Genomic DNA, 23,329 nt, shown 5'->3' with positions numbered 1-23,329 from the left:
ACTCCTTATAATCGTTTTCAATGCTCTAATAATGGAAGTATGTGTTGATTTAAAATTTTCATACAAAAAACCCCACAACGTTTCCAACTAAATAAAAACGTTGTGGGGTTTCGTCTATAGCTTTGAAAACTCCTCCACTAATTCGCCAAACCGTTTTAAGGAATTTTCGATTGGGTATGGAGTGGTCAAATCCACTCCGGTTTTTTTCAATAATTCCAGTGGATAATCGGAGCTGCCGCTCTTTAAAAACTCGATATAGGTATCCAATGTTTCTTGGTCGCCTTCTAAAATCTTCGTTGCTAAATGAATAGCAGAGGCAAATCCCGTTGCATATTTGTAAACATAAAACGGACGATAAAAATGTGGAATCCGTGACCAGCCATACTTTACTTCTTCATCAAACACAATCTCATCCCCATTATATTCGCGGAACAATCCTTCATAAAGCTGATTAAACACCTCCACATTTAATGGCTGCCCTTTTTCCGCCATTTCATGCGTCCTCATTTCAAACTCGGCAAACATCACCTGGGTAAAGTAGGTACCCTTAAATTGGTCAATAAAATGATTAAGCAAATGTTTTCGTAGATCGGGATTCTTTTCATTGTTTAATAAGTAATTAATTAACAATACTTCATTAACAGTGGAGGCTACTTCCGCTACAAAAATACTATATCTAGCCGTGATTTGCGGCTGATGTTCTGAACTCAACCGGCTGTGAACACCGTGACCGCATTCATGGGCTAAGGTAAACAAACTGTCCAAATCATCCTGATGGTTCAGCAGGATAAACGGATGGACACCGTACACGCCAAGATTATAAGCCCCAGAGCGCTTTCCCGGTGTTTCACGAACATCAATATATCTGCCATCTTTAAAATCGTTAAGGATGCTGACATAACTTTCACCCAATGGGGCTAATGCTTTACACATAATATCAAATGCTTCCTCATAAGAAATCACTTGCTTTACACCGCTGACGAGCGGGACACTTAAATCATATTGGCGGAGTTCATCAAGTATTAATTTCTCCTTACGGATTTGTGTATAGTGATGCATCGGAGCAATATTATTTTTCGTCGTTTGAATCAGATTTTCGTATACCTCTTTAGGCACTTTATCACCAAATAGCGCTTTCTCAAGAGCGGATGGATATTGACGGATTTTTGCCAGCTTCACATTATTTTTTATGGCAGCGGAAAGCGTCGAGGCAATCGAATTTTTCAACTGAACATAAGGTTGATAATATGCCTTGTAGGCCTCCCTCCGCTTTTCACGGTCCTCATCCTCAATTAATTTTGAATACATCCCTCTCGTTAATTCCACTTTTTCCCCAGTATCATTCGTTACCTCACCAAACTTAATATCTGCATTATTGATCATCCCAAAGGTATGACTCGGAACCGAAAGTGCCTCTCCCAATTGAGAAAGAAGTTCCTCCTGCTCCTTACTTAAAACATGTTGCTTATATCGGAATGATTCTAACAAATCCTCTTTAAAGTATTGAAGCCCCTCTTCTGAAGCAATGTAATGGTTTAAAGTTTCCTCATCTAAGCTTAATAAAAAAGGCATGAAAAAGGATGTCGATGAACTTACCTTTACACTTAACTGCTTTGCTCTGTCCTGGAAGACTTGAGACGCGCTCTCTCTTGTATCCTCATCCACCTTCAGCATCGCAAACGCGTATAATTTATTAAAAACAAAAGATAACTCTTCACTCAATTTTAGGTATTGGTACAGTGATTGCCCATCTATAATGTTTCCATCAAATTGCTTAAGCTTCTCAGCCATTTCTTCGATTCGATTATAATCTTTTTCCCAGATGCTTTGATTTTCATATAAATCAGCTAAATTCCATGTTTCATTTACTGGAATTTCTTTTCTATTTGTATAGGTTGTCATATTTAGGACTCCTTTACCACAATTTTCTTATTTACTATTATCACATTTTTATTAAAATACTTAAAATATTTTACTTCCGATTTGAACTAGATATTACCAGCCCTTTCTCAGCTTTTTTTCTGTTACAATTTTATAGGTGAAGTTATAAGGGGGGGAATTGAACTCCATGAAAAAACACTTGATCCTCCTAACCGTGATACTTTTAATCATTTTTATTGGAGGATTTATCTCGGGAACTTTATATTCTAATAAAAAAGAAGAACAAGCAAAAGTGCTTAAAATAGAACAAGTACCAAAATCATCGGTAAGGCCGGAACAAAAGGCATTGCCTAAATGGGAAGAACCAAAACAGCAATCAAAAGTGCTGATCAGCTATATACAGGATTTTCGTGATCCAAATGTGGTTGATTACACCAAAATCACACACGTTATTTTTTCATTTGCTCATCCCATGAAGGACGGTAACATTGAACTCAATGGCAAAACAGCCCTAACCAATCTACGAACAATGGTTGCAAAGGCACATAGCCATCATGTCAAAGCGATGGTTGCAGTAGGTGGCTGGTATCATATGAACGGCGGGGAAACCTATGATTATTTTAAAACAGCGATTTCCAATCCTGCTTCCCGGACAAAACTAGTGGGCGAACTTACTAGTTTAGCAGACCGTGAAAAACTCGATGGAATTGATATTGACTTTGAATTTCCTCGTTCGACAGCTGATGCTGATAACTTAGCAAAATTCACAAAAGAATTAAGCAACAAATTACATGCAGAAAACAAAGAACTATCCATGGCGGTTAATTCTAAGATTCATGCTGTAACCGGTACGGTTGCGGGTTTTATTGTCTATAATCCTGTGATGTTCCAATACACGGATCATGTCAATATTATGGCTTATGATGGACAATGGGATGGCGGCTATCATGCGTCCAACTTGTCTCCCTACCCGTTAACGGAGAAAATCGTTAACTATTGGACAAACCTGTTTAAAGCAAACCATCTTTCAACCGAAAAACTCGTTTTGGGTGTCCCGGCTTACGCACAGCCAGTTAATCCTAAAATTAAGCAGGTTTCTTATGCCGCAATTGTCCATAAAGATCCGGCAAATGCAACGAAAAATGTTGTCCAAATGAATGGTACCACTTATTACTATAACGGTGAAACCACGATGAAATTGAAAACCAAACTGGCTCTTGACCATGGCTTCGGCGGCATGATGATGTGGGAAGCAGGTCATGATACAAAAGGTCAAGATAGTTTGACAAGTTCGATTTATGATACTTTAATGGAATCAAAACAATATACGTATAATCAGTAAAAGTGAAGCAGTTATCTTTTCGGAAGATAACTGCTTTATTGTTTAAACTTCTATTAGGAATTTGTCTATTTCAGAAATGAGTTCATTTGGATTCTCATACATACTCATATGACCTGAATCTTTGATTACTCTCTGCTTAATATTGGATTTGGTAACAGAAAAGGTATTTTCTTTCGGTATAATCTGGTCCTTTTCACCAGCAATTAATAAGACAGGAAGTGTCGTCTCTTCTAAGACATAATTACGATCTGGTCTGTTTTTCATGGCAATAAGGGTACTCATTGCACCATGAGGCGATGTTGAATACCCGATTTGTCTCGCCGTCTCAACGTATTCAGCATTTTTCTCGACGTTTTCAGGTGAAAATAGCTTAGGGACTAATCCATCTATAAGAGCCGAAATTCCGAGCTCTTGGACTTTTGTAACATTTGCCTCCCTACCCTTTTTCGCGTCATCAGAATCCGCAAAAGACGTGGAATGAACGAGTGAAAATCCACTTAACCGTACACTATACTTTTCCGCAAAAGCTAGCGTTATGTAACCTCCAAGTGAATGACCAAACATAGTAACCTTATCAACATTTAACTCGGCTAAAAACTCCTTGATGACATCAGCGGTAACTTCAATCGTATCATTCTCTTTAAAAATAGTTGAGTCCCCATGCCCTGGGAGGTCTGGAGCAATAACCCGATATTTTTCCGCTAAACTTGGAATGACTTTCTCCCAATAACGGCTGCTGCCACAAAATCCATGGAGAAGAATAATAGGCATTCCTTTCCCTTCATCAATATAGTCCATTGTTCCATTTTTCAATTGAATAGATTTTGCTTCCATCATCCGTCACATTCCTTTCAAATCCATTTAAATACTTTTTGTTTCCCCGCCGTTTATTGAATAACTTGCATTGATGGTCGCACTTAATGAATGGGATACGGAGCAATATTTATCCATGGAAAGCTGGATGGCGCGAAGTACCTTATCTTCAGGAAGTTCTCCTTCTAATGCATAATGAATATGAATTTCAGTAAATTTTTTCGGATGGTCATCGGCCCGCTGACCTTCGACATCCATGTGAAATTTAGTTGGATTTAAACGCATTTTCGTCAAAATCGAGATAATATCAATCCCTGTACAGCCCGCAACCGCATTTAACAGTAATTCTGTCGGTCTTGCCCCGCTATTTGTTCCTCCTACCTCTTCTGCTGCATCCATTTTGATTTCATGACCTGATGGAGTCGTACTGGAAAACGCCATTTTCTCGGTCCACTCGATTTTTGTCTTCATAGGTTAGAACCCCCTGTTATATAAATTAGTAATCATTTACCATATTAGTACAATTATTTAATAATGTCCCAATTGGACCTGCATTTTAATCTTTTTGTTCAAAAAAAGAAAAAACAGACCGATAAAGTCTGTTTTCAATAAATATTATCCAAATTGCCAAACACTGTGACTGAGGTTTCCGTAGCGAAAACTTCTATGGAGCAAGCTAGCTTTTTTCGCATCATCCGCTGCACCCATCGCATAAAAAAGTGGAACAAAGTGTTCATTTCCATAAGGAGGAACTGCATATTGTGCATTTGGAGCCTGCTTTTCATAATTGAAAAGAGAGTCTAAATCCCATTTTTTCAAATGTAAGCTTAACCACTCATCAAATTCCAGTGCCCACGAATCAACTTCGCCATTGTCTGCCCACTTCACTGCTCTTAGATTATGAACGGTCCCCCCGCTGCCAATAACTAAAATATCCTTTTCCCTTAAAACGGCTAAAGATTTACCAATTTTATATTGCTCTTCTGGTGTAAGATTCGGATTAACGGACATCGCAATAACAGGAATATCAGCATTTGGATAAAGCAGCCTAAGCACTACCCAAGCGCCATGATCCAAACCGCGAGTCGTTTCAATTTGAAAAGGGACTCCATTTTGGGTGAATAAATCTTCAATTTCTTTAGCAATTTCCAATTGGCCTTTTGCGGGATATTGAATCGTATATAAAGACGGATCAAATCCACCAAAATCATAAATAGTGGAATAGGACTCCACTTCACTCACTTTTTGAGCTCTCGATTCCCAATGAGCTGAAAACAGGACAATCGCCTTTGGCTTCTGGATTGTTTGTCCCAACTGGCTTAAAAATTGGGTATACTCATTATTTTCAATTGCAATTAACGGTGCACCGTGTGCAATAAACAGTGATGGTATCATGTTATTTCCTCCTCACTTTTTAATTTCCAAATAAAATTCTGATTTTAACTTTTAAAGTGATGTTGTATTCGTTTTTTGTCCTTTGACAATTAGGGAGTCAAGCGAAAACAGTTTGCTTCCATTGATTGCGATAAAGATTGCCATTGCAAGGAATGCAAGATCTAATTCATAACCAGCCATTTGACCATTTCCTAAAAAACCCACTGCTAATTTTACTTTTAACGTTGCTCCAGCCATTAACAAAACAAATAACCCCGCAACCACTCTGCTTCCTAAACCAATAACAAGGAGAATACCTCCAAGGATTTCAAAAGAAGCTACAACATATGCCATAAATCCCGGTAACCCCATACTGCTAAACCAGCCGACAATGTTTTCAATTCCGCCCTGGAACTTAGCTAACCCATGTATAAAAAATGTTATCCCCAATATTACACGTAAAATAATCGTACCAACCTCATATTTCTTTATCATTTTTTCTTCCTCCTCTATTTTTCCACTCTATTTCTTTTTCTTAATTAATTCTTTAAACTGTTTATGATCCATTCCATAAAATCCTGCTGGTTCCTTAATGAAACGGTATGTCCTTCATGATAGGTTTTGAACGTAACATCCGCACCTAACTCCTTGAAATATTCATCATTGGCCACTCCCCATTCATATGGAAGAACCTGATCCATATCACCATGAGAAATAAACAAGGACAAGTTATTGACTGGTTTGATATCATACTCCTCTTTAACGAAACCAGGAATATATCCACTGAGTGCAATAATTCCTTTGATCCGATTGCCTAATGTTAAACCAAGCGTCATCGAAACAATTGCACCTTGACTAAAACCAAGCAAATACAATTGATTTGGATCAATTGGGTATTGTTCGCTAGCATAATCAATAAAGCTGGTTAGCTTACGAATTCCTTCATCAAACACCGCTCGATGCGGTTTTCCATAGCCTTCAATCGTAAAGAAAGCATAGCCAGGCGGCTGTGTTAAATGTCCCCGAACACTAAAAATGTAAAACTTCTCTTCTAGTCCCTCTACTAAAGACAACATATTTTGTTCATTGCTGCCGATTCCATGCATCACAAACAAAGCGGGATAGATTTTATTTGGGTCTGTCTGTTTTGGTCGTCTTAGTTCATAAATCATCGGTGAATTCATGAGTGATCATCCTTTCATTTATTTCTTTTACTAATAGGTTGGCTATTTATCAATATAAAATCCAAAACATTAGTATTCACATAATAATATAAGATTCATATTACAAAACTAAGGAGAAAAAATGTTTTCCAATATGAATATTATTTATTTATAAGATAACAATATTGCATATAGAATGTCAATTATTTTTTTGCTAATATATATTTATGTTTCATATTAGAAAACTTATGAGGTGGTTATTCTGGATATTGGTTCAAAAATTCGCGCAATACGTAAGAGAAAAAAAATTACCATTGCCCAAATGTGTGAAGGTACTGGTCTTTCAAAAGGTTTTATCAGTAATGTGGAAAATAATAATACTTCCCCATCCATTAATACCTTGCAAACCATTGCTGAATTTCTGGAAGTACCATTGCCATATTTATTGTTAAAAAAAGAACAACATATGCGGGTCGTGAGGAAAAATGAGCGCTCGCAAACAACTTTTCATACGTTAAAGATCGAACATATCTCATCAAAAGGCGGATTACGTATGATGAGTGTGGAATTTCCCCCCGGGGCGTCAATGGGGGAAGCGAATGCGCATGAAGGGGAAGAATGTCATTTAGTATTAGAAGGCAAAGTCCTGGCGGAACAGGGCGAGGATTCCATTATTTTAGAAGAAGGCGATTCCTTTAGCTGGAATGCAAGTGTCCCGCATTTTGTTAAAAATATCGGTGACACAAAAGCTGTCGTATTAATTTCGATTTATTCAGATACAGAGCTGAGGGATTTGTTTTGAAATGAAAAAACAGCTGCGAATACTCCGCAGCTGTTAATCATATTTAAGCCCATACCAAAAGTTTGTCCAGATATTTGCAATCCTCGGTTTCATCTTTTCTGCCCCATAAAAAGATAATTCAATGAAAATCCCGTCAATTAAACAATAGAAGGACATGATGAAATCCTCTATATTCCCCTTACGTATTTCTCCTTTTTCCATCCCTTCTTTTATAATCGAACGAAGAATATCCGACATTTCTTCCTCCGAACGGAAAAACTGATGGTGTAATTGTTCCTTTAAAGGCTCTGGAGGAAAAACCATTGCTCTATTTAGAAAAGTGGATTGATCCTCAAACTCAATATAATATTCAAAAGTTACCTTTAGAATTTGAAGTAGCTGCTCTTCAGCGGCTAAACCTTTAATACGCTCCATGATATTTTTAATTTTTTGAACATGAAACATCAAAATATTCTCGTAAATGGTTAGAAAAATCTCTTCTTTACTTTTGAAATGGTTATAAATAGAAGGCTTTTGAATCCCCACTGCCTTTGCAATTTCAGATAAGCTCGTTCCTTCATATCCATTTTTTGCAAAAAGCGATAATGCTGCTGCAATAATTTTATCTCTTGTCATAACTGTCCCCCGAAAAAATTACATCTTTCGTTAATTATAAACCGTAATAACACGAAAAGTCTAAAGGAGACAGTTTTCCTTCATTAAAAAAAGTTCTGTTTTGCCCAAAACAGAACTTTCTCAAAAATTTATACTGTTTCTTTTTTAATCTTCAAGGTTGCTAAACTAGCAAATTCATGAACAAGCGTTGCTGCTAATAATGAGGTGATTCCTGTTGGGTCATAAGATGGCAATACCTCTACCAAGTCATAACCGATAAAATTGAAATCAGTTAAGGAGCGAACCATTTTCAAAGTTTCAAGGCTGCTAAATCCGCCTACTTCTAATGTTCCTGTTCCAGGTGCACAGGAGGGATCAACGAAATCAATGTCAAATGTTAAGAAACATGGTGTGTCACCAATTACTTCTTTCATCTCACGTAAAACATCCGCGAAACCACGTTCACTAAGTTCTGGAGTAGTAACGACTTTGTAACCTAACTCATAGCTTGCATCTAAGTCACCCGGATCGTTCAATGTTCCTCTAATTCCAATCTGGAATACTTTTTCTGGGATCAATAATCCTTCTTCATAAGCACGAATAAATGGTGAACCGTGCCAGTATTTTTCATCATAATAAGTGTCCCAAGTATCTGTATGGGAATCAAAATGAATCATTGCCACTGGTCCATACTTTTTAGCTGCAGCACGGAGGTTGGCTAGAGTTACGGAGTGGTCTCCTCCTAAACCGATAGGAATAATATTTTTGTCTATTAAGTCAGACACCGCTGCTTCAATTAGTTGATAGCTGCGATGGATATTATGTGGAACAACTGAAATGTCACCAACATCGATGGCATTCGTGTCTTCAAAAGGAAATACCTTATGAACTGGATGATAAGGAAATAATGTCATTGAAGACTGACGAATAGCCTGCGGTGCAAAACGTGCTCCGACCTTAAAGGAAGCTGCTGTATCAAAAGGCATCCCTATGATTGCTAACTTCGCATTTTCTCGTTCAACTGGTAACCGCATAAACGTTCCGCTTGTACAAAATTCTGGTTTCACATCAGGACTTAATGGGTATTTCATGATAATTTGTCTCCTTAAAATTAAGTATTAACTACCGGTAGTTAGTTTAATTAAATTATAAGGTGAGGGAATTGAATAGTCAAACAATTCTTTAAAAATATTTTTAAGATTATAAGGCTACTTATCACGTTCTATTTCAGATAAGCGGACCGCTTTGATTTTATGAAGGACAGATCCTTTGCTTTCTTGATAAGTTTTGGCCTTCATCGACCTTATGAAGGACGTTTCTTTGCTTCCTTGATGAATTTTGGCCTTCATCGACCTTATGAAAGACGTTTCTTTGCTTCCCTGATGAGTTTTGGCTTTCATCGACCTTTTGCTCTTTTCCACCTTTTTCTATACACAAAAACAATATGATAAAATAAGATTACAAGGTTAGGTGGTGGAGATAATGGAAAATTATCATGATTTATTAACAAAACAGCGAACTTTCTTTCAGAGTGGGAAAACAAAAGAAATTCACTATCGAATTCAAGCCCTACAAGCACTGGGACAATTGATCCGCACAAATGAAACGGAAATCATGGCCGCCTTAAAAAAAGATCTAAATAAAAGCGAATTTGACTCCTATATAACCGAAATTGGGATTGTTCTTGAGGAGATTCGCTTCTCCCTTAAGCATGTTAAAAAATGGGCCAAACCTAGAAAAGTTAAAGCAGCACTTGCTCAAATTGGTTCCAAAAGCTATATTTATCCCGAACCATATGGTATAACTTTAATTATTTCTCCATGGAATTATCCATTCCAACTTGCGATTGCCCCATTAATTGGAGCAATTGCAGCAGGAAATTGCGCCGTTTTAAAGCCATCCGAGCTGACGCCGCAAACCTCAAAGCTATTGGCAACATTAATCGGACAAACCTTTCCTGAAGAATATATCACCGTCGTCGAAGGCGCCGTTGAAACTAGCCAGGCCCTTTTAAATGAAAACTTTGATTATATTTTCTTCACGGGTAGTGTATCTGTCGGTAAAGTCATCATGGAAGCAGCTGCTAAAAAATTAACTCCCGTAACACTTGAATTGGGTGGGAAAAGTCCTTGTATTATACATAAGGATGCCAATTTAAAATTGGCAGCAAAACGGATTGCCTGGGGGAAATATTTAAATGCAGGACAAACCTGTGTGGCCCCTGATTATTTATATGTCCATCGTGACATTAAGGAAGAATTCTTGACCGCATTGGTTAACGCCATTGAAGAATTGTATAGTAGCAATGTATTTAACAGTGGAGCATATACAAAAATCGTCAGTGAGAGGCATTTTAACCGCTTAGTTGGTTTTCTTTCCAATGGAGAAGTTTACTACGGTGGAAGGCAAGAATTGAAATCACTTACCATTGAACCAACCATTCTTGATCACATTTCTTGGAATGATTCCGTCATGCAGGATGAAATTTTCGGTCCCATCCTTCCTGTCCTAGAATATGATACTGCCGAAAAAATGGTTGAAAAAATAAATGCCCGGCCTAAGCCGCTAGCCCTCTACCTTTTTTCAGAAAGCAATGAATTTCAGTCATTCATTTTAAATCAGATTTCATTCGGCGGCGGCTGCATTAATGATACAGTTTATCATCTCAGCTCCCCCTACCTTCCCTTTGGAGGCGTTGGCGAAAGCGGGATTGGTGCCTACCATGGGAAAGGCAGTTTTGACGTCTTTTCTCATGAAAAGAGTGTCCTAAAACAAACAACCTCTTTTGATCTTCCCTTCCGCTATCCGAACCGCAAAAACGCTTTAAAACAAATTAAAATGTTTATAAAATAAACCCAGCAAAAATGGCTGGGTTTACCTTTTTATTTGTAAAAATAATTCATCATATTTATTGGCTAAGTCAAAATCTAAAGCCGTTAACCCTTTCGCATGCCAAGAAGTAATCCTTAACGTAACCATTTTATAATCAATGGAAATAAAAGGATGATGATTGACCTTCTCTGACAGGTTCGCCACCTGCTGAACAAATTCTATACCATTTAAATATTCAATGAAACGATATTTTCGTTCAATCCATTTTGTGTCCGTCAGCTTCCAACTTGGAACAGTCGTTAATTTCTCTTGAATTTCCTGATCTTTTAACTTTTCCATTTTCCTCTCCCCCTTAAACATAAAAGACACTACTTTATAAAAAGAAAGCAGTGTCTTATTTCCTTAGCTGATTTGTTCTTCATTATTTTCTAAATTTATTAATAACCGTTTATTTGGAATTTGCGTGAGGTTTGCCTTTTTCAATAAATAGGATAAATGTTCGACCGGCATGGAACCTCGACCTTTGTTTTCACCGAGACTAAATTGGACTGTGATTCCATTATTACTAGTGATTGTCATCGTTTCGGCAGAATTGAAATTACCTTGGATTCCTTGAGAAATTTGATATTTTGTTCCTTCTTCTATTAGCATTTGAGAACTCCTTTTACTCATTTACTAATAGTATGCCTCAGCCAAATTTATACATACATAATTTTACCATATTCGGACACAACCTTCTCCCTATATTAAATTACCTTTTTCAGATTATTATGTTAAATATTTTCAATTCCCAGCTTTTCCTTTTGCATTTCTGTGTTATAATGTTTTTCGGCATAAGTATAGAATTATACTAAATGCGGGTGGGAGAGGGAGAATACGAAAGTGTGATAAATAATGAAGGGAGTTTTCAAGCTTAAAGAACACAAAACAAATTTGAAAAAGGAGGTTATGGCAGGGTTTACATCATTTTTTTCCATCGTCTATATTATTGCAGTAAATGGACATATTTTGCATGACTCAGGAATGCCGCTCGAAGCAGGAATCATTGCAACCATATTTGCCTCGCTTGTGGGATGCTTGCTCGCAGCCTTTGTTCCAAATGCACCATTAATGATTGTTCCCGGAATGGGCATTAATGCCTTATTTACGTATACCTTTGTTGGATCGATGGGATTAAGTTATCAGGAAGCCTTAGGAGCGGTTGTCGTTTCCGGAGTGTTATTTGCGATTATCGCTTTTTCCAGATTAGCTTCGATTATTTCAAAATCGATTCCATCATCATTAAAGGAAGCTATCACTGTAGGAATTGGCTTGTTTATCGCCTTTATCGGCCTGCAAAAAAGCGGCCTTATAGTAGAAAACCCGAATAATTTCGTGGCTTTAGGTGACTTATCGTCTCCGATCGTGCTAGCTTCTATTATTAACCTAGTGATTACTTTGTTTTTATTTTTAAAAAAGGTTCCGGGGAATTTTTTATTAAGTATCATTTTAGGTACTTTAACATCCTATTTTTTAGGTGTGATTGATTTTTCCCATATGGACAAAGGATTCATTTCGTTAAACGACTATCGAAATGTATTTTTGAGCTTTGACTTTGGAAAAATTGCCACGATCCCATTTTGGACTGCAACCTTCTCACTTACATTAGTATTAGTATTTGAGAACATAGGAATTCTGCATTCCCAAGTGGATGGGATGCTTAAGGCACCTGAGAAAAATGGTAAAGCATTGCGTGCAGTCTCCATTTCTGCGATTTTGTGCGGACTTTTAGGTACCAGCCCTCCGGTTTCAACGGTTGAATCGGCTGCTGGAATTACTGCTGGTGGAAGAACAGGTTTAACCTCTGTTGTAACAGGTTTCCTTATTTTAATGTCCCTTTTCTTCCTGCCTTTGATCAAATTGGTACCAAATTCAGCGATTGCACCAATCTTGATTATTTTGGGCGGATTAATGTTAACAAATATTGTCAACATTGACTTTACGGATTTTACAGAAGCATTTCCTGCTTTTTTAATCATCCTGATGATTCCGTTAACCTATAGTATCGTGGACGGAATTGCCTTCGGATTTATTGCTTATCCGTTAGTCAAGCTGTTTACAAATAAACACAAACAGCTTTCGATACCAATCTTTATTATTTCTTTCTTATTTTTGACAAATTTTCTGCTTCACTCCATAGGATAGTGTGTTATGAAAGAGAGGGACAGCCCCCTCTCTTTTTATTCTTCCACATCTAATTTTTCCTCAAACGCATATGACACTTTAGTAAATTCTTCATCACTTTCAATCGCTGATAAATCTCCGTCTTCATCCACTTTTAAGAAGAAAATATCGATATCTTCATCGGTTTCCTGCCTTACGTCTTCAACAAAACCGACGGCTACATAGTCCGTTCCTTCAATGGTTAAAACGCCCAATACCTCAACTTCTTGCTCCTCATCATCTGCATCACCAATCGTAAAAACTTCGCCTACTTCAACCTTTTCCATTTTATTATTCTCCTCTCATTTATCCAATTTGGTCCTAAAAACAGTATCCCAAAATAGGACAAATTCCATGCTAAAATTGTCCTATTTTGTATTTTATTTCACTGAAATTGTCATTTCCTGCGCTTTCCCAGGAAAATACTTGGGAAATTTTTTAAAGGAAAGGAAAATAACTCTGTCGAATAGTTGAACATGGAGGTGTTTTATGAATAATGAATTAATAGAGAAAATTGTCGGATGCATGGCATCAAATAATGAAATGCTAGATATTCAGAGAATCCAGACGAAACATCGTATTCAATTAGCTAAGTATTGGAAGATTGAAGAAGGTAAAAAGATACTTGAAGTAGGCTGTGGGCAAGGAGACACAACAGCTGTATTAGCCCATTTTGTCGGAGAAAAGGGATTGGTGCATGGAATTGATATCGGTTCACCCAGTTACGGAAGCCCTATTTCCGTAGGTGATTCCGCTGAGTTTTTGAATAAATCAAAACTAGGAAAACAAATTAAAATTGATTTTGGTATAGATTTATTGTCTCCTCATGTAGATTTTCCTGAGAATTCCTTTGATTACATAGTATTTTCACATTGTTCTTGGTACTTAAAATCTCATGAAGAATTAACTGAAATTCTAAAAAAAGTAAAAAGATGGGGAAAACGTCTTTTGTTTGCAGAATGGGATACGCGCATCACCGAGATGGAACAGTACCCTCACCTCCTTTCTATACTCATCCAGGTGCAATATGAAGCTTATAAAATGAAAAGTGATTCGAATGTTCGAACACTCTTTACTTCGAATGATTTTAGGGAGATTGTCAAAATCGCGGGTTGGAAAATTTTAAAAGAGACCACGATCCATTCGCCAGATTTGCAAGATGGGACATGGGAGGTAAATAAAGTATTGACCGATCTAAATGATGAACTTCATGAGCTCCATCATATGCCGATAAAAATAAGAAAGCTTATTCAATCTGAAGTAAAGATGTTGGAAGAAACCATTAAGTCAAAAACAATTAAGCCTTTGTCCGTCTATGCCTTCATAGCGGAATAAATGACTCATAATAGCTCTCTTTACATTGGCTTGGTTTCCAAGCCAATTTTGTTTTCCAGCACATCCCCCTCGTTGTTCCTCTCATCAAACCATTACCCAGATAATCCAAAACATAATCTATCATAACTTATATGCATAAGTATTATGCATATTAACAATTAGAAGTTATCTAAAAATAGGAGTATGATAAAGGAGTAAATAAAAAGACGGATGTGGATTTCAAATGGAATGGGATCAAATCAATTATTTTCAAACCGTAGCAAAGGTCCAGCATTTTACAAAGGCGGCAAAACTACTATCCATATCCCAGCCGGCACTTAGTCGATCCATTGCTAATCTTGAAGACGAATTAGGTGTTCAGCTTTTTGATCGGAAAGGAAGGAATATATATTTAAATCGATATGGAGAGATGTTCTTAAATCGTGTGGAGCAATCCATTAAGCAAATTGAAATAGGCAAACAAGAAATTTGGGATGAAATTCACCCTGATCACGGATCGATTGCATTGTCCTTCTTACCTTCACTTGGCACGAGTGTGGTACCGAAAATTTTAAGCTCTTATCAAAGTGAATTTGCTCATGTTAAATTTCAATTACATCAAGCATCCAATCAGCAAATTATTAATCAAGTAAAATCGAGAAAAGTGGACCTAGCGCTCATTATGCATTTACACGATGATAAAGAACTCATTTACGAGCCGCTTTTAACCGAGGATTTGTTCCTGATTGTTTCAAATGATCATTGGTTGGCTGACTATAAGGAAGTTGATTTAAAAATAATTGAAAACGAACCGATCATCTCCTTTAAAGATGGCTATGAATTACAAGCAATAATTCATCATTTATGCCATAAAGCAGGGTTTACACCCAATGTCGTGTTTGAAGGAGAAGATGTGGGTACGGTTTCCGGCTTAGTTGGTGCAAAATTAGGTGTTTCTCTAGTTCCTGATTTACAGGTATTGGATAAAAGCAAAATCAGACTTATCCCCGTAAATAACCCTATATGCAAGAGGGAAATAGGAATTGCATATTTAAAGGATTGTTACAAATCCGCTGCAGTCGAACGTTTTATTCAGTTTGTACAGCGTTTATTTAAAAACAAATAAAGGAGTATCCATTAAAAATGAGCTATATTCAGCGTGGGACACGAACATTTAAAATGGTTAATTTAGCTTTATTTGCCGGTGGTTTTAGCACGTTTGCTATCCTTTGGGGTACACAGCCTCTGCTGCCGGATATCTCAAAGGAATTCCATGTTTCACCAGCCATGTCCAGTTTAAGTCTTTCATCTACAACCATTGCGTTATCGATTAGTCTTTTAATTGCCGGTTCGTTATCGGAAGTTTTTGGGCGCAAATCGGTTATGACGATCTCTTTAGTTCTATCATCGATTCTTGCGCTTTTAACGGCCTTTACGCCAAATTTCCATCTATTACTCTTAGGCAGAATCTTTCAAGGAATTTCACTTGCTGGATTACCGGCTGTGGCGATGGCTTATTTAGGCGAGGAAATCGAACCGAAAAGCTTAGGCATGGCGATGGGGTTATACATCAGTGGGAACTCGATTGGCGGCATGTCTGGCCGGATCATTAGCGGGATTTTAACTGATTATTTTAACTGGCATGTGGCGTTAATTGGGATTGGAATCATTAGTTTATTCGCAAGTGTTGTTTTTATATTTACCTTACCGCAATCAACCCATTTTCAGCCGCAAAGGTTTGCCATGAAACCACTTGTCCGCTCCTTGTTTAGCCAATTTAAGGAACCTGGACTAATTTACTTATTTCTGATTGGCTTTTTATTAATGGGAAGTTTTGTTTCATTATACAACTATATCGGATTTCAGTTAATCAAACCGCCCTATTCTTTAAGTCAAACCTTAGTTGGATTTATTTTTATCGTGTATATTGTCGGAACCTTTAGTTCAACGTGGATGGGAATGCTCGCGGACCAGCATGGAAAAAGGAAAATTTTACAGTTATCCTTGTTGATTATATTAGTTGGGGTTCTCATTACATTAAACTCCAATTTATGGGTAAAAATTTTAGGTATCGCCATTTTTACTTACGGCTTTTTTGCTGCTCATTCAATAGCAAGCGGTTGGGTCGGCAAAACAGCAACTCACGATAAAGCACAGGCTGCATCCTTATATTTATTTTTCTACTATGCTGGATCAAGTATTGGTGGAACCGTAAGTGGAATCTTCTACAGTGATTTCGGCTGGATGGGGGTTGTCTTGATGATTGGCAGTCTTGCGATAATTTCTATTCTCATATCGATTTGTTTAGGGAATATTACAAAAAGGAAATTACGGGTTTCGACTCATAAACAATTGATAAAAAGCAATTAACGGGCAAAACCAATTTGGTTTGCCCGCTTTTTTTTAAATAACCGTAAATTGCCGCCATTCCTTAGGTAAAAGCTTTTGATACTGATGTTTTAAAAAGCGGTCATCGACAAGAACAATCGTTCCATGATCTTCTTCTGAGCGAATCAACCTGCCTCCAGCCTGCAGGACCTTATTCATACCTGGAAATACATATGCATATTCATAACCGTTTTTCTCATTCTTAGCAAAGTGATCCTTCATCAGGTTACGCTCGAAACAAAGCTGCGGCAGCCCTACACCAACAACGACCACACCATTTAAACGGTCCCCTTTTAGATCAACGCCTTCGGAAAAAATTCCTCCGAGAACTGCAAAGCCAATTAAGGGTTCAGGTTGATTTGGTTGGAATGCCTTTAAAAAAGCTTCTCTTTCCACTTCTGACATCCCTGTTTCTTGTAGCAGATTTTTTGTCTCCACATTGATTTCTTTAAACCGTTCATAAACAGCAAGCATATATTGATAGGATGGGAAAAAAATTAGATAGTTCCCAGGGCGTTTTTTGATTAAGGATTGTAGTATCGAAACAATCGCCTCATTCGTTCGATCACGGTCACGAAACCTTGTCGACAACGGTTTAATGAAGACATCGACCTGTTCCACTGAAAATGGAGATGGAAGTAATAGACAATAATCCCCCACCAAGCCGCCAAGAATATCTTGGTAATAGGCCATCGGTGAAAGTGTTGCAGAAAAGAATATTTTGGAGCGGAAGCCTTTTCCCATTTGGTTTAGAAGCTTAGATGGATCGATACAAAATAATTTTACGGTCAGATCATTTCTATTTTTTTCGCCATAAATCACATAATGTTCATCGATGAGGTCTACGATTTTTAAGAAGTTTAGAACCTTAAAATAAGCTTCCAAAAGAGTTTGGCTGGCTACGGAACGTAAAAGAGCCTGCTCAGCAGCTTTTTCAAAAATAGAAAGCTGTTCAAAAAGATGTGGATCCAGTTCCTTCAAAACAAACTCGTTTTGATCTGTATGTTCTTTTTTTATCGAAATAAATGCGGAATTTATTTTTGAAGCTGCTTCATAGATGAATTGATCGATTCCTTTGAATTCTTTTTTGAGCAGTAGAAAAGCCTCTTTATTGATCGAGGCAGAGAACATTTCTCGACCGCGGTCCACTAGATTATGTGCCTCATCAATTAAAAGTACTGTTGATTTTTTTTGATCTTCAAACAGCCGTTTGAGTGAGACTCTGGGATCAAAAATATAATTATAGTCGCAGATCACCACATCGACGGCATAGGCAAGGTCAATTGAAAATTCGAAAGGACAAACGGTATGCTTTCGAGCATAGGATTCGATGACTTCCCGGGTCAGACTCTTTTCATTTGTAAGGATATCGAGGACAGCATCATTGATCCGATCATAATAACCATTAGCGAATTCGCAATACTCCTTCTGACAATTGGTTTCATCCTTAAAACACACTTTGTCTTTTGCGGTGATGGTGACCGAATTAAGACAGGCTCCGCAGGAATGCATGCGCTCAAGCGCTTCTTCTGCCGTTGTTTTAGTTGTTGTTTTAGCAGTAAGATAAATGACTTTTGATAGATGATCTTCGCCTATTGCCTTTACGGCTGGGAAAAGAGTGGATATGGTTTTGCCAATCCCTGTGGGTGCATTTACGAATAGCGTTTTTCTCTCTGAGATTGTTTTATAAACAGCTCCGGCCAATTTTCTCTGTCCTTCCCGATAGGTCTCAAATGGGAAAGGAAGCTCTTTGCTATTTTGATTCCGTTTGTTTCGATGTTCATGATGGAATTTTGCATAGGGAGCATACCCTTTAACGACTTCACGAACAAACGTTTCGAGGTCAGAGAAGGTATACTTCTTTTGAAAATATCTTTTCTCTTCTGTTTCAACATGAACATAGGTTAATTGGACGGAAATTTCCTGTAGGTCGTGATCTTTTGCATATATATAGGCATACATTTTTGCCTGCGCCCAGTGGACAGGGTAGCCGTCTCCTTCGATTTGTTCTAAGGACTGTTTGGAAGACTTGATTTCATCAATAATGACTTCATCATCACGGAACAAAAGCCCGTCGCATCTTCCATCAATTGTAAAAACAAGATGATCAAAAGGAATTTCCGCACTTAGGTAAACTTCCTTTTGATCTCCTACTTGATAAGTTTTCTGGATTTTTTGATGGGCCCGTGTCCCATCCATGAGCGTAGCTTGGGAACGGAAACGGTTATCGATGCTTCCGCTGCTAAAAACGTATTCGACTAAGGATCGCACTGAAATTTGAACTTCATACGACAAAAAATCACCAGCTTACTGATTAGAGAATGTATGTTTGTATTGATAATAGCAAATTTTGATAGTTTCAACTAGTTTCAGATTTGCTGGGCATTGTATTTTGGGTAAAATTACACTCTGTTATCGAATTGGAGAGGTTTATTTGCGATTCAAACTACTTTATTTGCGAACTGGGCCAATTTATTTGCGAATCACTCAATTTTATTTGCGAATGGCACAAGTTTATTTGCGAATCGAAAAATTCACACCCGAATCTGTCCCGTTCCAAGCACCAACGCTTTAGTTGTCGTAATCGCCTTCAGTCCCATCGGTCCGCGTGCATGCAGTTTTTGTGTGCTAATCCCAATTTCCGCGCCATAACCAAACTGTTCCCCGTCTGTAAAACGAGTCGAAGCATTATGGTACAAAACAGCTGCATCCACTTGCTTGAAAAATAATCCAACATTTTCAGTGTTTTCACTGATGATCGCTTCCGAGTGCTTCGTTCCATATTGATCAATATGGTCAATAGCTTCCTGCACATCTTTGACCAATTTTACAGATAATACAGGTGCTAAAAATTCGGTGCTCCAGTCCTCTTCGGAAGCACCCATAACAAACGGATATTCCCCAGATAACCGCCCCTCGCCTCTTAACTCAACACCCTTTTCATGTAGTACTTTCAAAAGTTCAGAAATATAAGGCCATTTTTCGTGAATTACCAACGATTCCGCCGCATTACAAACAGAGGGGCGGTGCAGTTTCGCATTTACTGCAATCTCAATCGCCATGTTTTTCCGGGCTGTTTCATCCACAAACACATGACAGTTGCCTACTCCCGTTTCAAGTACTGGCACAGTAGCATTTTGAATGACCGTTTGAATTAATCCGGCACCTCCGCGAGGTATAAGAACATCCAAGTATTGATTTAACTTAAACATTTGCGCAGCCGTTTCCCGGCTAGTGTCTTCTAATAATTGAACCGCATCGGCCGGTATTTTAGAGCCGGCAAGTGCTTTTTGCATGACAGAAACCAAGGCTTTATTGGAATGAAGCGCAGAAGAACTTCCTCTTAATAAAACGGCATTTCCAGCCTTTAAACAAAGGCTGCCTGCATCAACCGTAACATTCGGTCTTGCCTCATATACCATTCCCACAACACCGAGAGGAACGCGGACTGTTTGAATCTGTAAACCGTTCGGACGCTCCCATGATTCAAGCGTTTCTCCAATCGGATCCTCTAAGTCTAGCAACTGATGAATTCCTCCAACAATTCCATCGATTCGGTCTTCAGTTAAAAGCAAACGATCTAATAAGGATTCAGTCAATCCATTTTTTCGACCGTTCTCTATATCCTTCGAGTTTTCTGCTAAAATGAACTCTTTTTCGTTTGTTAAAAAGTCAGCGATTCTTGCCAAGGCATCGTTTTTATCTTCAGTAGACAATCCACCTAAGGTTTTCGCAGCGTTTTTAAGTTTGATTGCTTTTTCGATTAGTTCATTCATCGTTCTATTTCCTCCTTTATAATCGCCACCCAATTATCGCGATGGATGACTTCTGCCCGCTTATTGATGGAAAAACTTTTGGAATAATCTCCTGATAAACCTTTTACTTTTTGTAAAACTTCAGAAGAATAATAGATTTGTCCTTTGCCAACGATTTGACCTTTAGGGTTTCGAACAATGACAACGTCAAAGGGGTTAAACTCCCCGACGACCTTTGTTACTCCTACCGGTAGAAGGCTTTTTCCCTGGAGTAGAATTGCTTTTTCCGCTCCTTCATCGATTTCAATTGTACCTTTGACTTGAGAATGATAGGCAATCCATTGTTTCCGCATTTGCATTTGCGTTTGGAACCGGCCGCCAATATACGTTCCATCGCCCTTGCCTGCTAAAATATCTACAAGCTTTTCTTTTCCTTTGCCAGTGCCGACAAAGACACTGACACCAAGCGAGAGAGCTTTCTTCGCGGCCAGCAATTTGGATTTCATTCCTCCAGTACCAACCGATGATCCGGCGTCACCTGCTACCCCAAGCAATTCGTCGGAGACTTCGGCAATGAAATGGTATTTTTTTGCATCTTTAGATTGTTTCGGATTCCCGTCATAAAGCCCATCCACATCGGTTAAGATCATTAAGGCATTTGCATGTAAAAATCCACTGACAAGGGCTGACAACATGTCATTGTCTCCAAAGGTTAATTCCTCAATGGAAACTGAATCGTTCTCATTGATAATTGGGACTGCACCTCTTTGCAGTAATTCATGTATGGTTGAAAAAAGATTGTGGAATCGTTCTTGGCTGTAAAAATCTTCTCGAGTGATAAGAATTTGTGCGGGTGTTATCTGAAACTCTTGAAATAGTAAATGATAATGCTGCATTAATAATCCTTGACCGACAGCGGCAGAAGCCTGTTTTCCAGCCGTATTTTTCGGACGGACCGGATATCCGAGCGATGAAAATCCTGCTGCAACTGCACCTGATGAAATCAGAATCACGTCATGGCCTTGTTTTTTTAAAAAGGCCAGTGCCTGGACATGATCGGACATTTTTTCTTTAGAAATGGCTCCGGACGCATCTGTAAGCGAACTGCTCCCAATTTTCACAACAACGAGTTGTTTTTTCATATCTGTTCGACCTTTCTTTTTTAAATAAAAAAAACGATTCTTCTGCCCTTAGAAAAGGACGGAAGAATCGTTTCCGCGGTACCACCTTTATTGGTGCCAAGCACCCAACTTTAACCCCGTAACGAGGGTAACGGCTTATGTTTGCATAAGCAGCCTACTAGGGCAGGTTCGATCCTCTTTCCGTGAGAAACCTTTCAGCCAGCGGGTTTCACTCTCTAACACGTTCGAAAGATTTACTAGTCCCATACTTTTCCGATTTCAAGATTTACTAGATATTATCCAAATGAAACCGGGTTTTGTCAAGGTATTTTTTGAAAATTTCAATTTATCCTTTTCTTTTTAAAACTTCTTTGAGGATGTATGGCTTAAAAAGGATGGTTGGTGGACTAACTAAGTTCATTACCTTAATAAATTCATCGTAAATTTTTCTGTTTTTTGCGGAAAGGAGAAAGATTTCTTTTACATACCACTGCTGAAACTTCAGTCCAAAAGGTCTTTTTCCTTTAACGGCCTCATAACGGAAGTCTTCACACAGAACCATCGACCAGACCGGGGCAACGATTTTAGCTAATTTCTTTTGCAATTTATTTAAGTTCATGTGTTTTGGCGTTACTTCGAAGAATTCCTTGATCGCTAGTGCTTCCAATGCAGCAACACTCATTCCCTGTCCGAATACCGGGTCAACCCGGCAAAAGGAATCACCGGCAACTAGCAGTCCTTCTGGAAGTTGTATTTGATCAAAGCGTCTCCAGACAATATGAGGAATTTGATATATTTTCGTTTCGGTTAAGGATTTCCCACCTTCTAATTCTTGTGCAAAATCTTGTAAAGGTAATTTTTTTGCATATTGCGAAAAGCCTTCTTCAGTTCTTATTGCTGCGGGATCAATAGAATTCAAGTATCCGATTAATGTAACAGTATATTTTTGATTCTCAATCATTGACATGGTGCCACCCAGTTTTTGCTGTGGCGCCTCGGGATAAATAAGCTTGAGTTTAAAATCTCTCTCTCGTTCAGTTAATTCAAATTGTCTCGTTGCATAGCATAAGCCGATTTCAACCTTTTCCTCTGGTACTGCTTGACCAATGGATGATTTCGACATTGCACTGGCACCGCTTGTATCAATGACGAGGTCGGCTCGAAATGTTTCTTGTTTCGTTATTACTCCGCAAACCCGTCCGTTTTCTATCAGGTAGTTTTCAACTTTAACACCGTATGTATAGGTAACATTTTCGAATTGATTGATTTTTTCTTCTACATATGATTCCAGTAGTCGCCTTGTTTGAAGTAATGTTGTTAATTCAGAACGGTATCGTTGCTTCCAACTTCCATAATGAAACCAGGCCATATCCTTAACGGAATCAATTTGAATTGAGCCCCGAGATACCATATCTCTCTTAAATCCCGGGAATAATGTTTCTAGGGCGTGATCTCCGGCTTGGAGTAGGACGTGAATTTGATTCGCTTGTGAGACACCAGGACGAATCTCTTTTTCCTGAAGTGGTTTATTATCCTTTTCAAATATTTGTACCTTGCTAAAATAGGGGGAAATGGCTGCGGCAATGAGTTTTCCCGCCATTCCTCCTCCGATAAGGATTGCTGTGTTTGCATGGTTGTTTTTGTTCATTTTTGACCTCCGATGAAGGTATTATACTTGATTATTTTAAACTAGGGGTCTATGAAAGTTATAAAAATTTAATTTTTTTCCACTTTAACCTATTTATTTG

General features: G+C 38.1%; 23 protein-coding genes. 7 read left to right on the top strand and 16 right to left on the bottom strand.

What is annotated here, in order from left to right; genetic code table 11:
• Positions 1 to 114: 114 nt before the first annotated feature.
• Positions 115 to 1,902, bottom strand: a complete 1,788-nt coding sequence (pepF, locus tag M028_RS0125450) for an oligoendopeptidase F (protein WP_026576367.1) — start codon at positions 1,900 to 1,902, stop codon at positions 115 to 117.
• 166 nt (positions 1,903 to 2,068) lie between these two features.
• Here pepF and M028_RS0125445 point away from each other — a divergent pair, with 166 nt between their 5' ends.
• Entirely contained in the window at positions 2,069 to 3,223 is a 1,155-nt protein-coding gene (locus M028_RS0125445) for a glycoside hydrolase family 18 protein (protein ID WP_026576366.1), read from the top strand.
• Positions 3,224 to 3,265: 42 nt separating this feature from the next.
• Here the strand turns inward: M028_RS0125445 and M028_RS0125440 are convergent, their stop codons facing one another.
• The 5 genes from M028_RS0125440 to M028_RS0125420 all read right to left on the bottom strand — a co-directional run bounded on the left by M028_RS0125440 (position 3,266) and on the right by M028_RS0125420 (position 6,594).
• Positions 3,266 to 4,060, bottom strand: coding sequence for an alpha/beta fold hydrolase (locus M028_RS0125440; protein WP_331280338.1), 795 nt, complete (start codon positions 4,058 to 4,060; stop codon positions 3,266 to 3,268).
• Between the two features lie 24 nt (positions 4,061 to 4,084).
• Positions 4,085 to 4,507 (bottom strand): OsmC family protein, encoded by a 423-nt coding sequence (locus tag M028_RS0125435; RefSeq protein WP_026576364.1) that lies wholly within the window; start codon positions 4,505 to 4,507, stop codon positions 4,085 to 4,087.
• 144 nt (positions 4,508 to 4,651) lie between these two features.
• Positions 4,652 to 5,431, bottom strand: coding sequence for a DODA-type extradiol aromatic ring-opening family dioxygenase (locus M028_RS0125430; protein WP_026576363.1), 780 nt, complete (start codon positions 5,429 to 5,431; stop codon positions 4,652 to 4,654).
• Positions 5,432 to 5,482: 51 nt separating this feature from the next.
• Complete coding sequence (locus M028_RS0125425) at positions 5,483 to 5,905, bottom strand: DoxX family protein (protein ID WP_026576362.1); 423 nt, start codon at positions 5,903 to 5,905, stop codon at positions 5,483 to 5,485.
• 44 nt (positions 5,906 to 5,949) lie between these two features.
• Positions 5,950 to 6,594: an alpha/beta hydrolase gene (locus M028_RS0125420; RefSeq protein ID WP_026576361.1), complete on the bottom strand. Its 645-nt coding sequence runs from the start codon at positions 6,592 to 6,594 to the stop codon at positions 5,950 to 5,952.
• A 241-nt stretch (positions 6,595 to 6,835) separates the two neighbouring features.
• Between M028_RS0125420 and M028_RS0125415 the strand changes: the two genes are divergently transcribed.
• Complete coding sequence (locus M028_RS0125415; RefSeq protein ID WP_026576360.1) at positions 6,836 to 7,375, top strand: helix-turn-helix domain-containing protein; 540 nt, start codon at positions 6,836 to 6,838, stop codon at positions 7,373 to 7,375.
• Between the two features lie 33 nt (positions 7,376 to 7,408).
• On the opposite strand, the gene M028_RS0125410 is transcribed toward M028_RS0125415, so the two are convergent.
• The 3 genes from M028_RS0125410 to M028_RS0125400 all read right to left on the bottom strand — a co-directional run bounded on the left by M028_RS0125410 (position 7,409) and on the right by M028_RS0125400 (position 9,369).
• The gene (locus M028_RS0125410; RefSeq protein ID WP_026576359.1) at positions 7,409 to 7,990 is read right to left on the bottom strand and encodes a TetR/AcrR family transcriptional regulator; all 582 of its coding nucleotides are present in this window, start codon (positions 7,988 to 7,990) and stop codon (positions 7,409 to 7,411) included.
• A gap of 128 nt (positions 7,991 to 8,118) precedes the next feature.
• The gene (gene speB, locus M028_RS0125405; RefSeq protein ID WP_026576358.1) at positions 8,119 to 9,060 is read right to left on the bottom strand and encodes an agmatinase; all 942 of its coding nucleotides are present in this window, start codon (positions 9,058 to 9,060) and stop codon (positions 8,119 to 8,121) included.
• Positions 9,061 to 9,177: 117 nt separating this feature from the next.
• Positions 9,178 to 9,369, bottom strand: coding sequence for a hypothetical protein (locus tag M028_RS0125400; RefSeq protein WP_026576357.1), 192 nt, complete (start codon positions 9,367 to 9,369; stop codon positions 9,178 to 9,180).
• 82 nt (positions 9,370 to 9,451) lie between these two features.
• Here M028_RS0125400 and M028_RS0125395 point away from each other — a divergent pair, with 82 nt between their 5' ends.
• Positions 9,452 to 10,822 carry an aldehyde dehydrogenase gene (locus M028_RS0125395; RefSeq protein WP_026576356.1) on the top strand — a complete coding sequence of 457 codons (1,371 nt, stop codon included), beginning with the start codon at positions 9,452 to 9,454 and terminating at the stop codon, positions 10,820 to 10,822.
• 21 nt (positions 10,823 to 10,843) lie between these two features.
• On the opposite strand, the gene M028_RS0125390 is transcribed toward M028_RS0125395, so the two are convergent.
• Both M028_RS0125390 and M028_RS0125385 read right to left on the bottom strand, forming a co-directional pair.
• On the bottom strand, positions 10,844 to 11,140 hold the full coding sequence (locus M028_RS0125390) for a 4a-hydroxytetrahydrobiopterin dehydratase (protein ID WP_026576355.1): 297 nt from the start codon (positions 11,138 to 11,140) through the stop codon (positions 10,844 to 10,846).
• Between the two features lie 63 nt (positions 11,141 to 11,203).
• The gene (locus tag M028_RS0125385) at positions 11,204 to 11,452 is read right to left on the bottom strand and encodes a hypothetical protein (protein ID WP_026576354.1); all 249 of its coding nucleotides are present in this window, start codon (positions 11,450 to 11,452) and stop codon (positions 11,204 to 11,206) included.
• Positions 11,453 to 11,695: 243 nt separating this feature from the next.
• Between M028_RS0125385 and M028_RS0125380 the strand changes: the two genes are divergently transcribed.
• The gene (locus tag M028_RS0125380) at positions 11,696 to 12,985 is read left to right on the top strand and encodes an NCS2 family permease (protein WP_026576353.1); all 1,290 of its coding nucleotides are present in this window, start codon (positions 11,696 to 11,698) and stop codon (positions 12,983 to 12,985) included.
• Positions 12,986 to 13,020: 35 nt separating this feature from the next.
• Here M028_RS0125380 and M028_RS0125375 read toward each other — a convergent pair whose 3' ends face one another.
• On the bottom strand, positions 13,021 to 13,290 hold the full coding sequence (locus tag M028_RS0125375) for a DUF1292 domain-containing protein (RefSeq protein WP_026576352.1): 270 nt from the start codon (positions 13,288 to 13,290) through the stop codon (positions 13,021 to 13,023).
• Positions 13,291 to 13,492: 202 nt separating this feature from the next.
• Between M028_RS0125375 and M028_RS0125370 the strand changes: the two genes are divergently transcribed.
• The 3 genes from M028_RS0125370 to M028_RS0125360 all read left to right on the top strand — a co-directional run bounded on the left by M028_RS0125370 (position 13,493) and on the right by M028_RS0125360 (position 16,687).
• A complete protein-coding gene (locus M028_RS0125370; protein ID WP_026576351.1) occupies positions 13,493 to 14,338 on the top strand; it encodes a class I SAM-dependent methyltransferase in 846 nt (281 codons plus the stop codon).
• A 223-nt stretch (positions 14,339 to 14,561) separates the two neighbouring features.
• Positions 14,562 to 15,443 carry a LysR family transcriptional regulator gene (locus M028_RS0125365; protein WP_026576350.1) on the top strand — a complete coding sequence of 294 codons (882 nt, stop codon included), beginning with the start codon at positions 14,562 to 14,564 and terminating at the stop codon, positions 15,441 to 15,443.
• Positions 15,444 to 15,460: 17 nt separating this feature from the next.
• The gene (locus M028_RS0125360; RefSeq protein ID WP_026576349.1) at positions 15,461 to 16,687 is read left to right on the top strand and encodes an MFS transporter; all 1,227 of its coding nucleotides are present in this window, start codon (positions 15,461 to 15,463) and stop codon (positions 16,685 to 16,687) included.
• Between the two features lie 33 nt (positions 16,688 to 16,720).
• Here M028_RS0125360 and M028_RS0125355 read toward each other — a convergent pair whose 3' ends face one another.
• From M028_RS0125355 to M028_RS0125340, 4 genes are all read right to left on the bottom strand, one after another.
• A complete protein-coding gene (locus M028_RS0125355) occupies positions 16,721 to 19,000 on the bottom strand; it encodes an ATP-dependent DNA helicase (protein ID WP_026576348.1) in 2,280 nt (759 codons plus the stop codon).
• A gap of 239 nt (positions 19,001 to 19,239) precedes the next feature.
• On the bottom strand, positions 19,240 to 20,481 hold the full coding sequence (locus M028_RS0125350) for a glutamate-5-semialdehyde dehydrogenase (RefSeq protein ID WP_026576347.1): 1,242 nt from the start codon (positions 20,479 to 20,481) through the stop codon (positions 19,240 to 19,242).
• A complete protein-coding gene (proB, locus tag M028_RS0125345) occupies positions 20,478 to 21,602 on the bottom strand; it encodes a glutamate 5-kinase (protein ID WP_026576346.1) in 1,125 nt (374 codons plus the stop codon). Before proB ends, M028_RS0125350 begins: the two co-directional genes overlap by 4 nt.
• Before the next feature lie 325 nt (positions 21,603 to 21,927).
• Entirely contained in the window at positions 21,928 to 23,229 is a 1,302-nt protein-coding gene (locus tag M028_RS0125340) for an FAD-dependent monooxygenase (protein ID WP_026576345.1), read from the bottom strand.
• Positions 23,230 to 23,329 lie beyond the last annotated feature (100 nt).

This window comes from Bacillus sp. UNC438CL73TsuS30, from assembly GCF_000482325.1.
GTDB lineage: Bacteria > Bacillota > Bacilli > Bacillales > Cytobacillaceae > Neobacillus.
The sequence above is the reverse complement of the archived record's forward strand: the minus strand, read 5'-3'. Positions and strand labels throughout refer to the sequence as shown.

Excerpts from the sequence above, each read along its gene's own strand:
- M028_RS0125360 (WP_026576349.1), top strand. The coding sequence starts at position 15,461 with ATGAGCTATATTCAGCGTGGGACACGAACATTTAAAATGGTTAATTTA.
- M028_RS0125435 (WP_026576364.1), bottom strand. The coding sequence starts at position 4,507 with ATGAAGACAAAAATCGAGTGGACCGAGAAAATGGCGTTTTCCAGTACG.
- M028_RS0125390 (WP_026576355.1), bottom strand. The coding sequence starts at position 11,140 with ATGGAAAAGTTAAAAGATCAGGAAATTCAAGAGAAATTAACGACTGTT.
- M028_RS0125365 (WP_026576350.1), top strand. The coding sequence starts at position 14,562 with ATGGAATGGGATCAAATCAATTATTTTCAAACCGTAGCAAAGGTCCAG.
- pepF (WP_026576367.1), bottom strand. The coding sequence starts at position 1,902 with ATGACAACCTATACAAATAGAAAAGAAATTCCAGTAAATGAAACATGG.
- M028_RS0125445 (WP_026576366.1), top strand. The coding sequence starts at position 2,069 with ATGAAAAAACACTTGATCCTCCTAACCGTGATACTTTTAATCATTTTT.
- M028_RS0125380 (WP_026576353.1), top strand. The coding sequence starts at position 11,696 with ATGAAGGGAGTTTTCAAGCTTAAAGAACACAAAACAAATTTGAAAAAG.
- proB (WP_026576346.1), bottom strand. The coding sequence starts at position 21,602 with ATGAAAAAACAACTCGTTGTTGTGAAAATTGGGAGCAGTTCGCTTACA.
- M028_RS0125370 (WP_026576351.1), top strand. The coding sequence starts at position 13,493 with ATGAATAATGAATTAATAGAGAAAATTGTCGGATGCATGGCATCAAAT.
- M028_RS0125410 (WP_026576359.1), bottom strand. The coding sequence starts at position 7,990 with ATGACAAGAGATAAAATTATTGCAGCAGCATTATCGCTTTTTGCAAAA.
- M028_RS0125425 (WP_026576362.1), bottom strand. The coding sequence starts at position 5,905 with ATGATAAAGAAATATGAGGTTGGTACGATTATTTTACGTGTAATATTG.
- M028_RS0125375 (WP_026576352.1), bottom strand. The coding sequence starts at position 13,290 with ATGGAAAAGGTTGAAGTAGGCGAAGTTTTTACGATTGGTGATGCAGAT.
- M028_RS0125420 (WP_026576361.1), bottom strand. The coding sequence starts at position 6,594 with ATGAATTCACCGATGATTTATGAACTAAGACGACCAAAACAGACAGAC.
- M028_RS0125395 (WP_026576356.1), top strand. The coding sequence starts at position 9,452 with ATGGAAAATTATCATGATTTATTAACAAAACAGCGAACTTTCTTTCAG.
- M028_RS0125440 (WP_331280338.1), bottom strand. The coding sequence starts at position 4,060 with ATGATGGAAGCAAAATCTATTCAATTGAAAAATGGAACAATGGACTAT.
- M028_RS0125430 (WP_026576363.1), bottom strand. The coding sequence starts at position 5,431 with ATGATACCATCACTGTTTATTGCACACGGTGCACCGTTAATTGCAATT.
- M028_RS0125385 (WP_026576354.1), bottom strand. The coding sequence starts at position 11,452 with ATGCTAATAGAAGAAGGAACAAAATATCAAATTTCTCAAGGAATCCAA.
- M028_RS0125350 (WP_026576347.1), bottom strand. The coding sequence starts at position 20,481 with ATGAATGAACTAATCGAAAAAGCAATCAAACTTAAAAACGCTGCGAAA.
- speB (WP_026576358.1), bottom strand. The coding sequence starts at position 9,060 with ATGAAATACCCATTAAGTCCTGATGTGAAACCAGAATTTTGTACAAGC.
- M028_RS0125400 (WP_026576357.1), bottom strand. The coding sequence starts at position 9,369 with ATGAAAGCCAAAACTCATCAGGGAAGCAAAGAAACGTCTTTCATAAGG.
- M028_RS0125340 (WP_026576345.1), bottom strand. The coding sequence starts at position 23,229 with ATGAACAAAAACAACCATGCAAACACAGCAATCCTTATCGGAGGAGGA.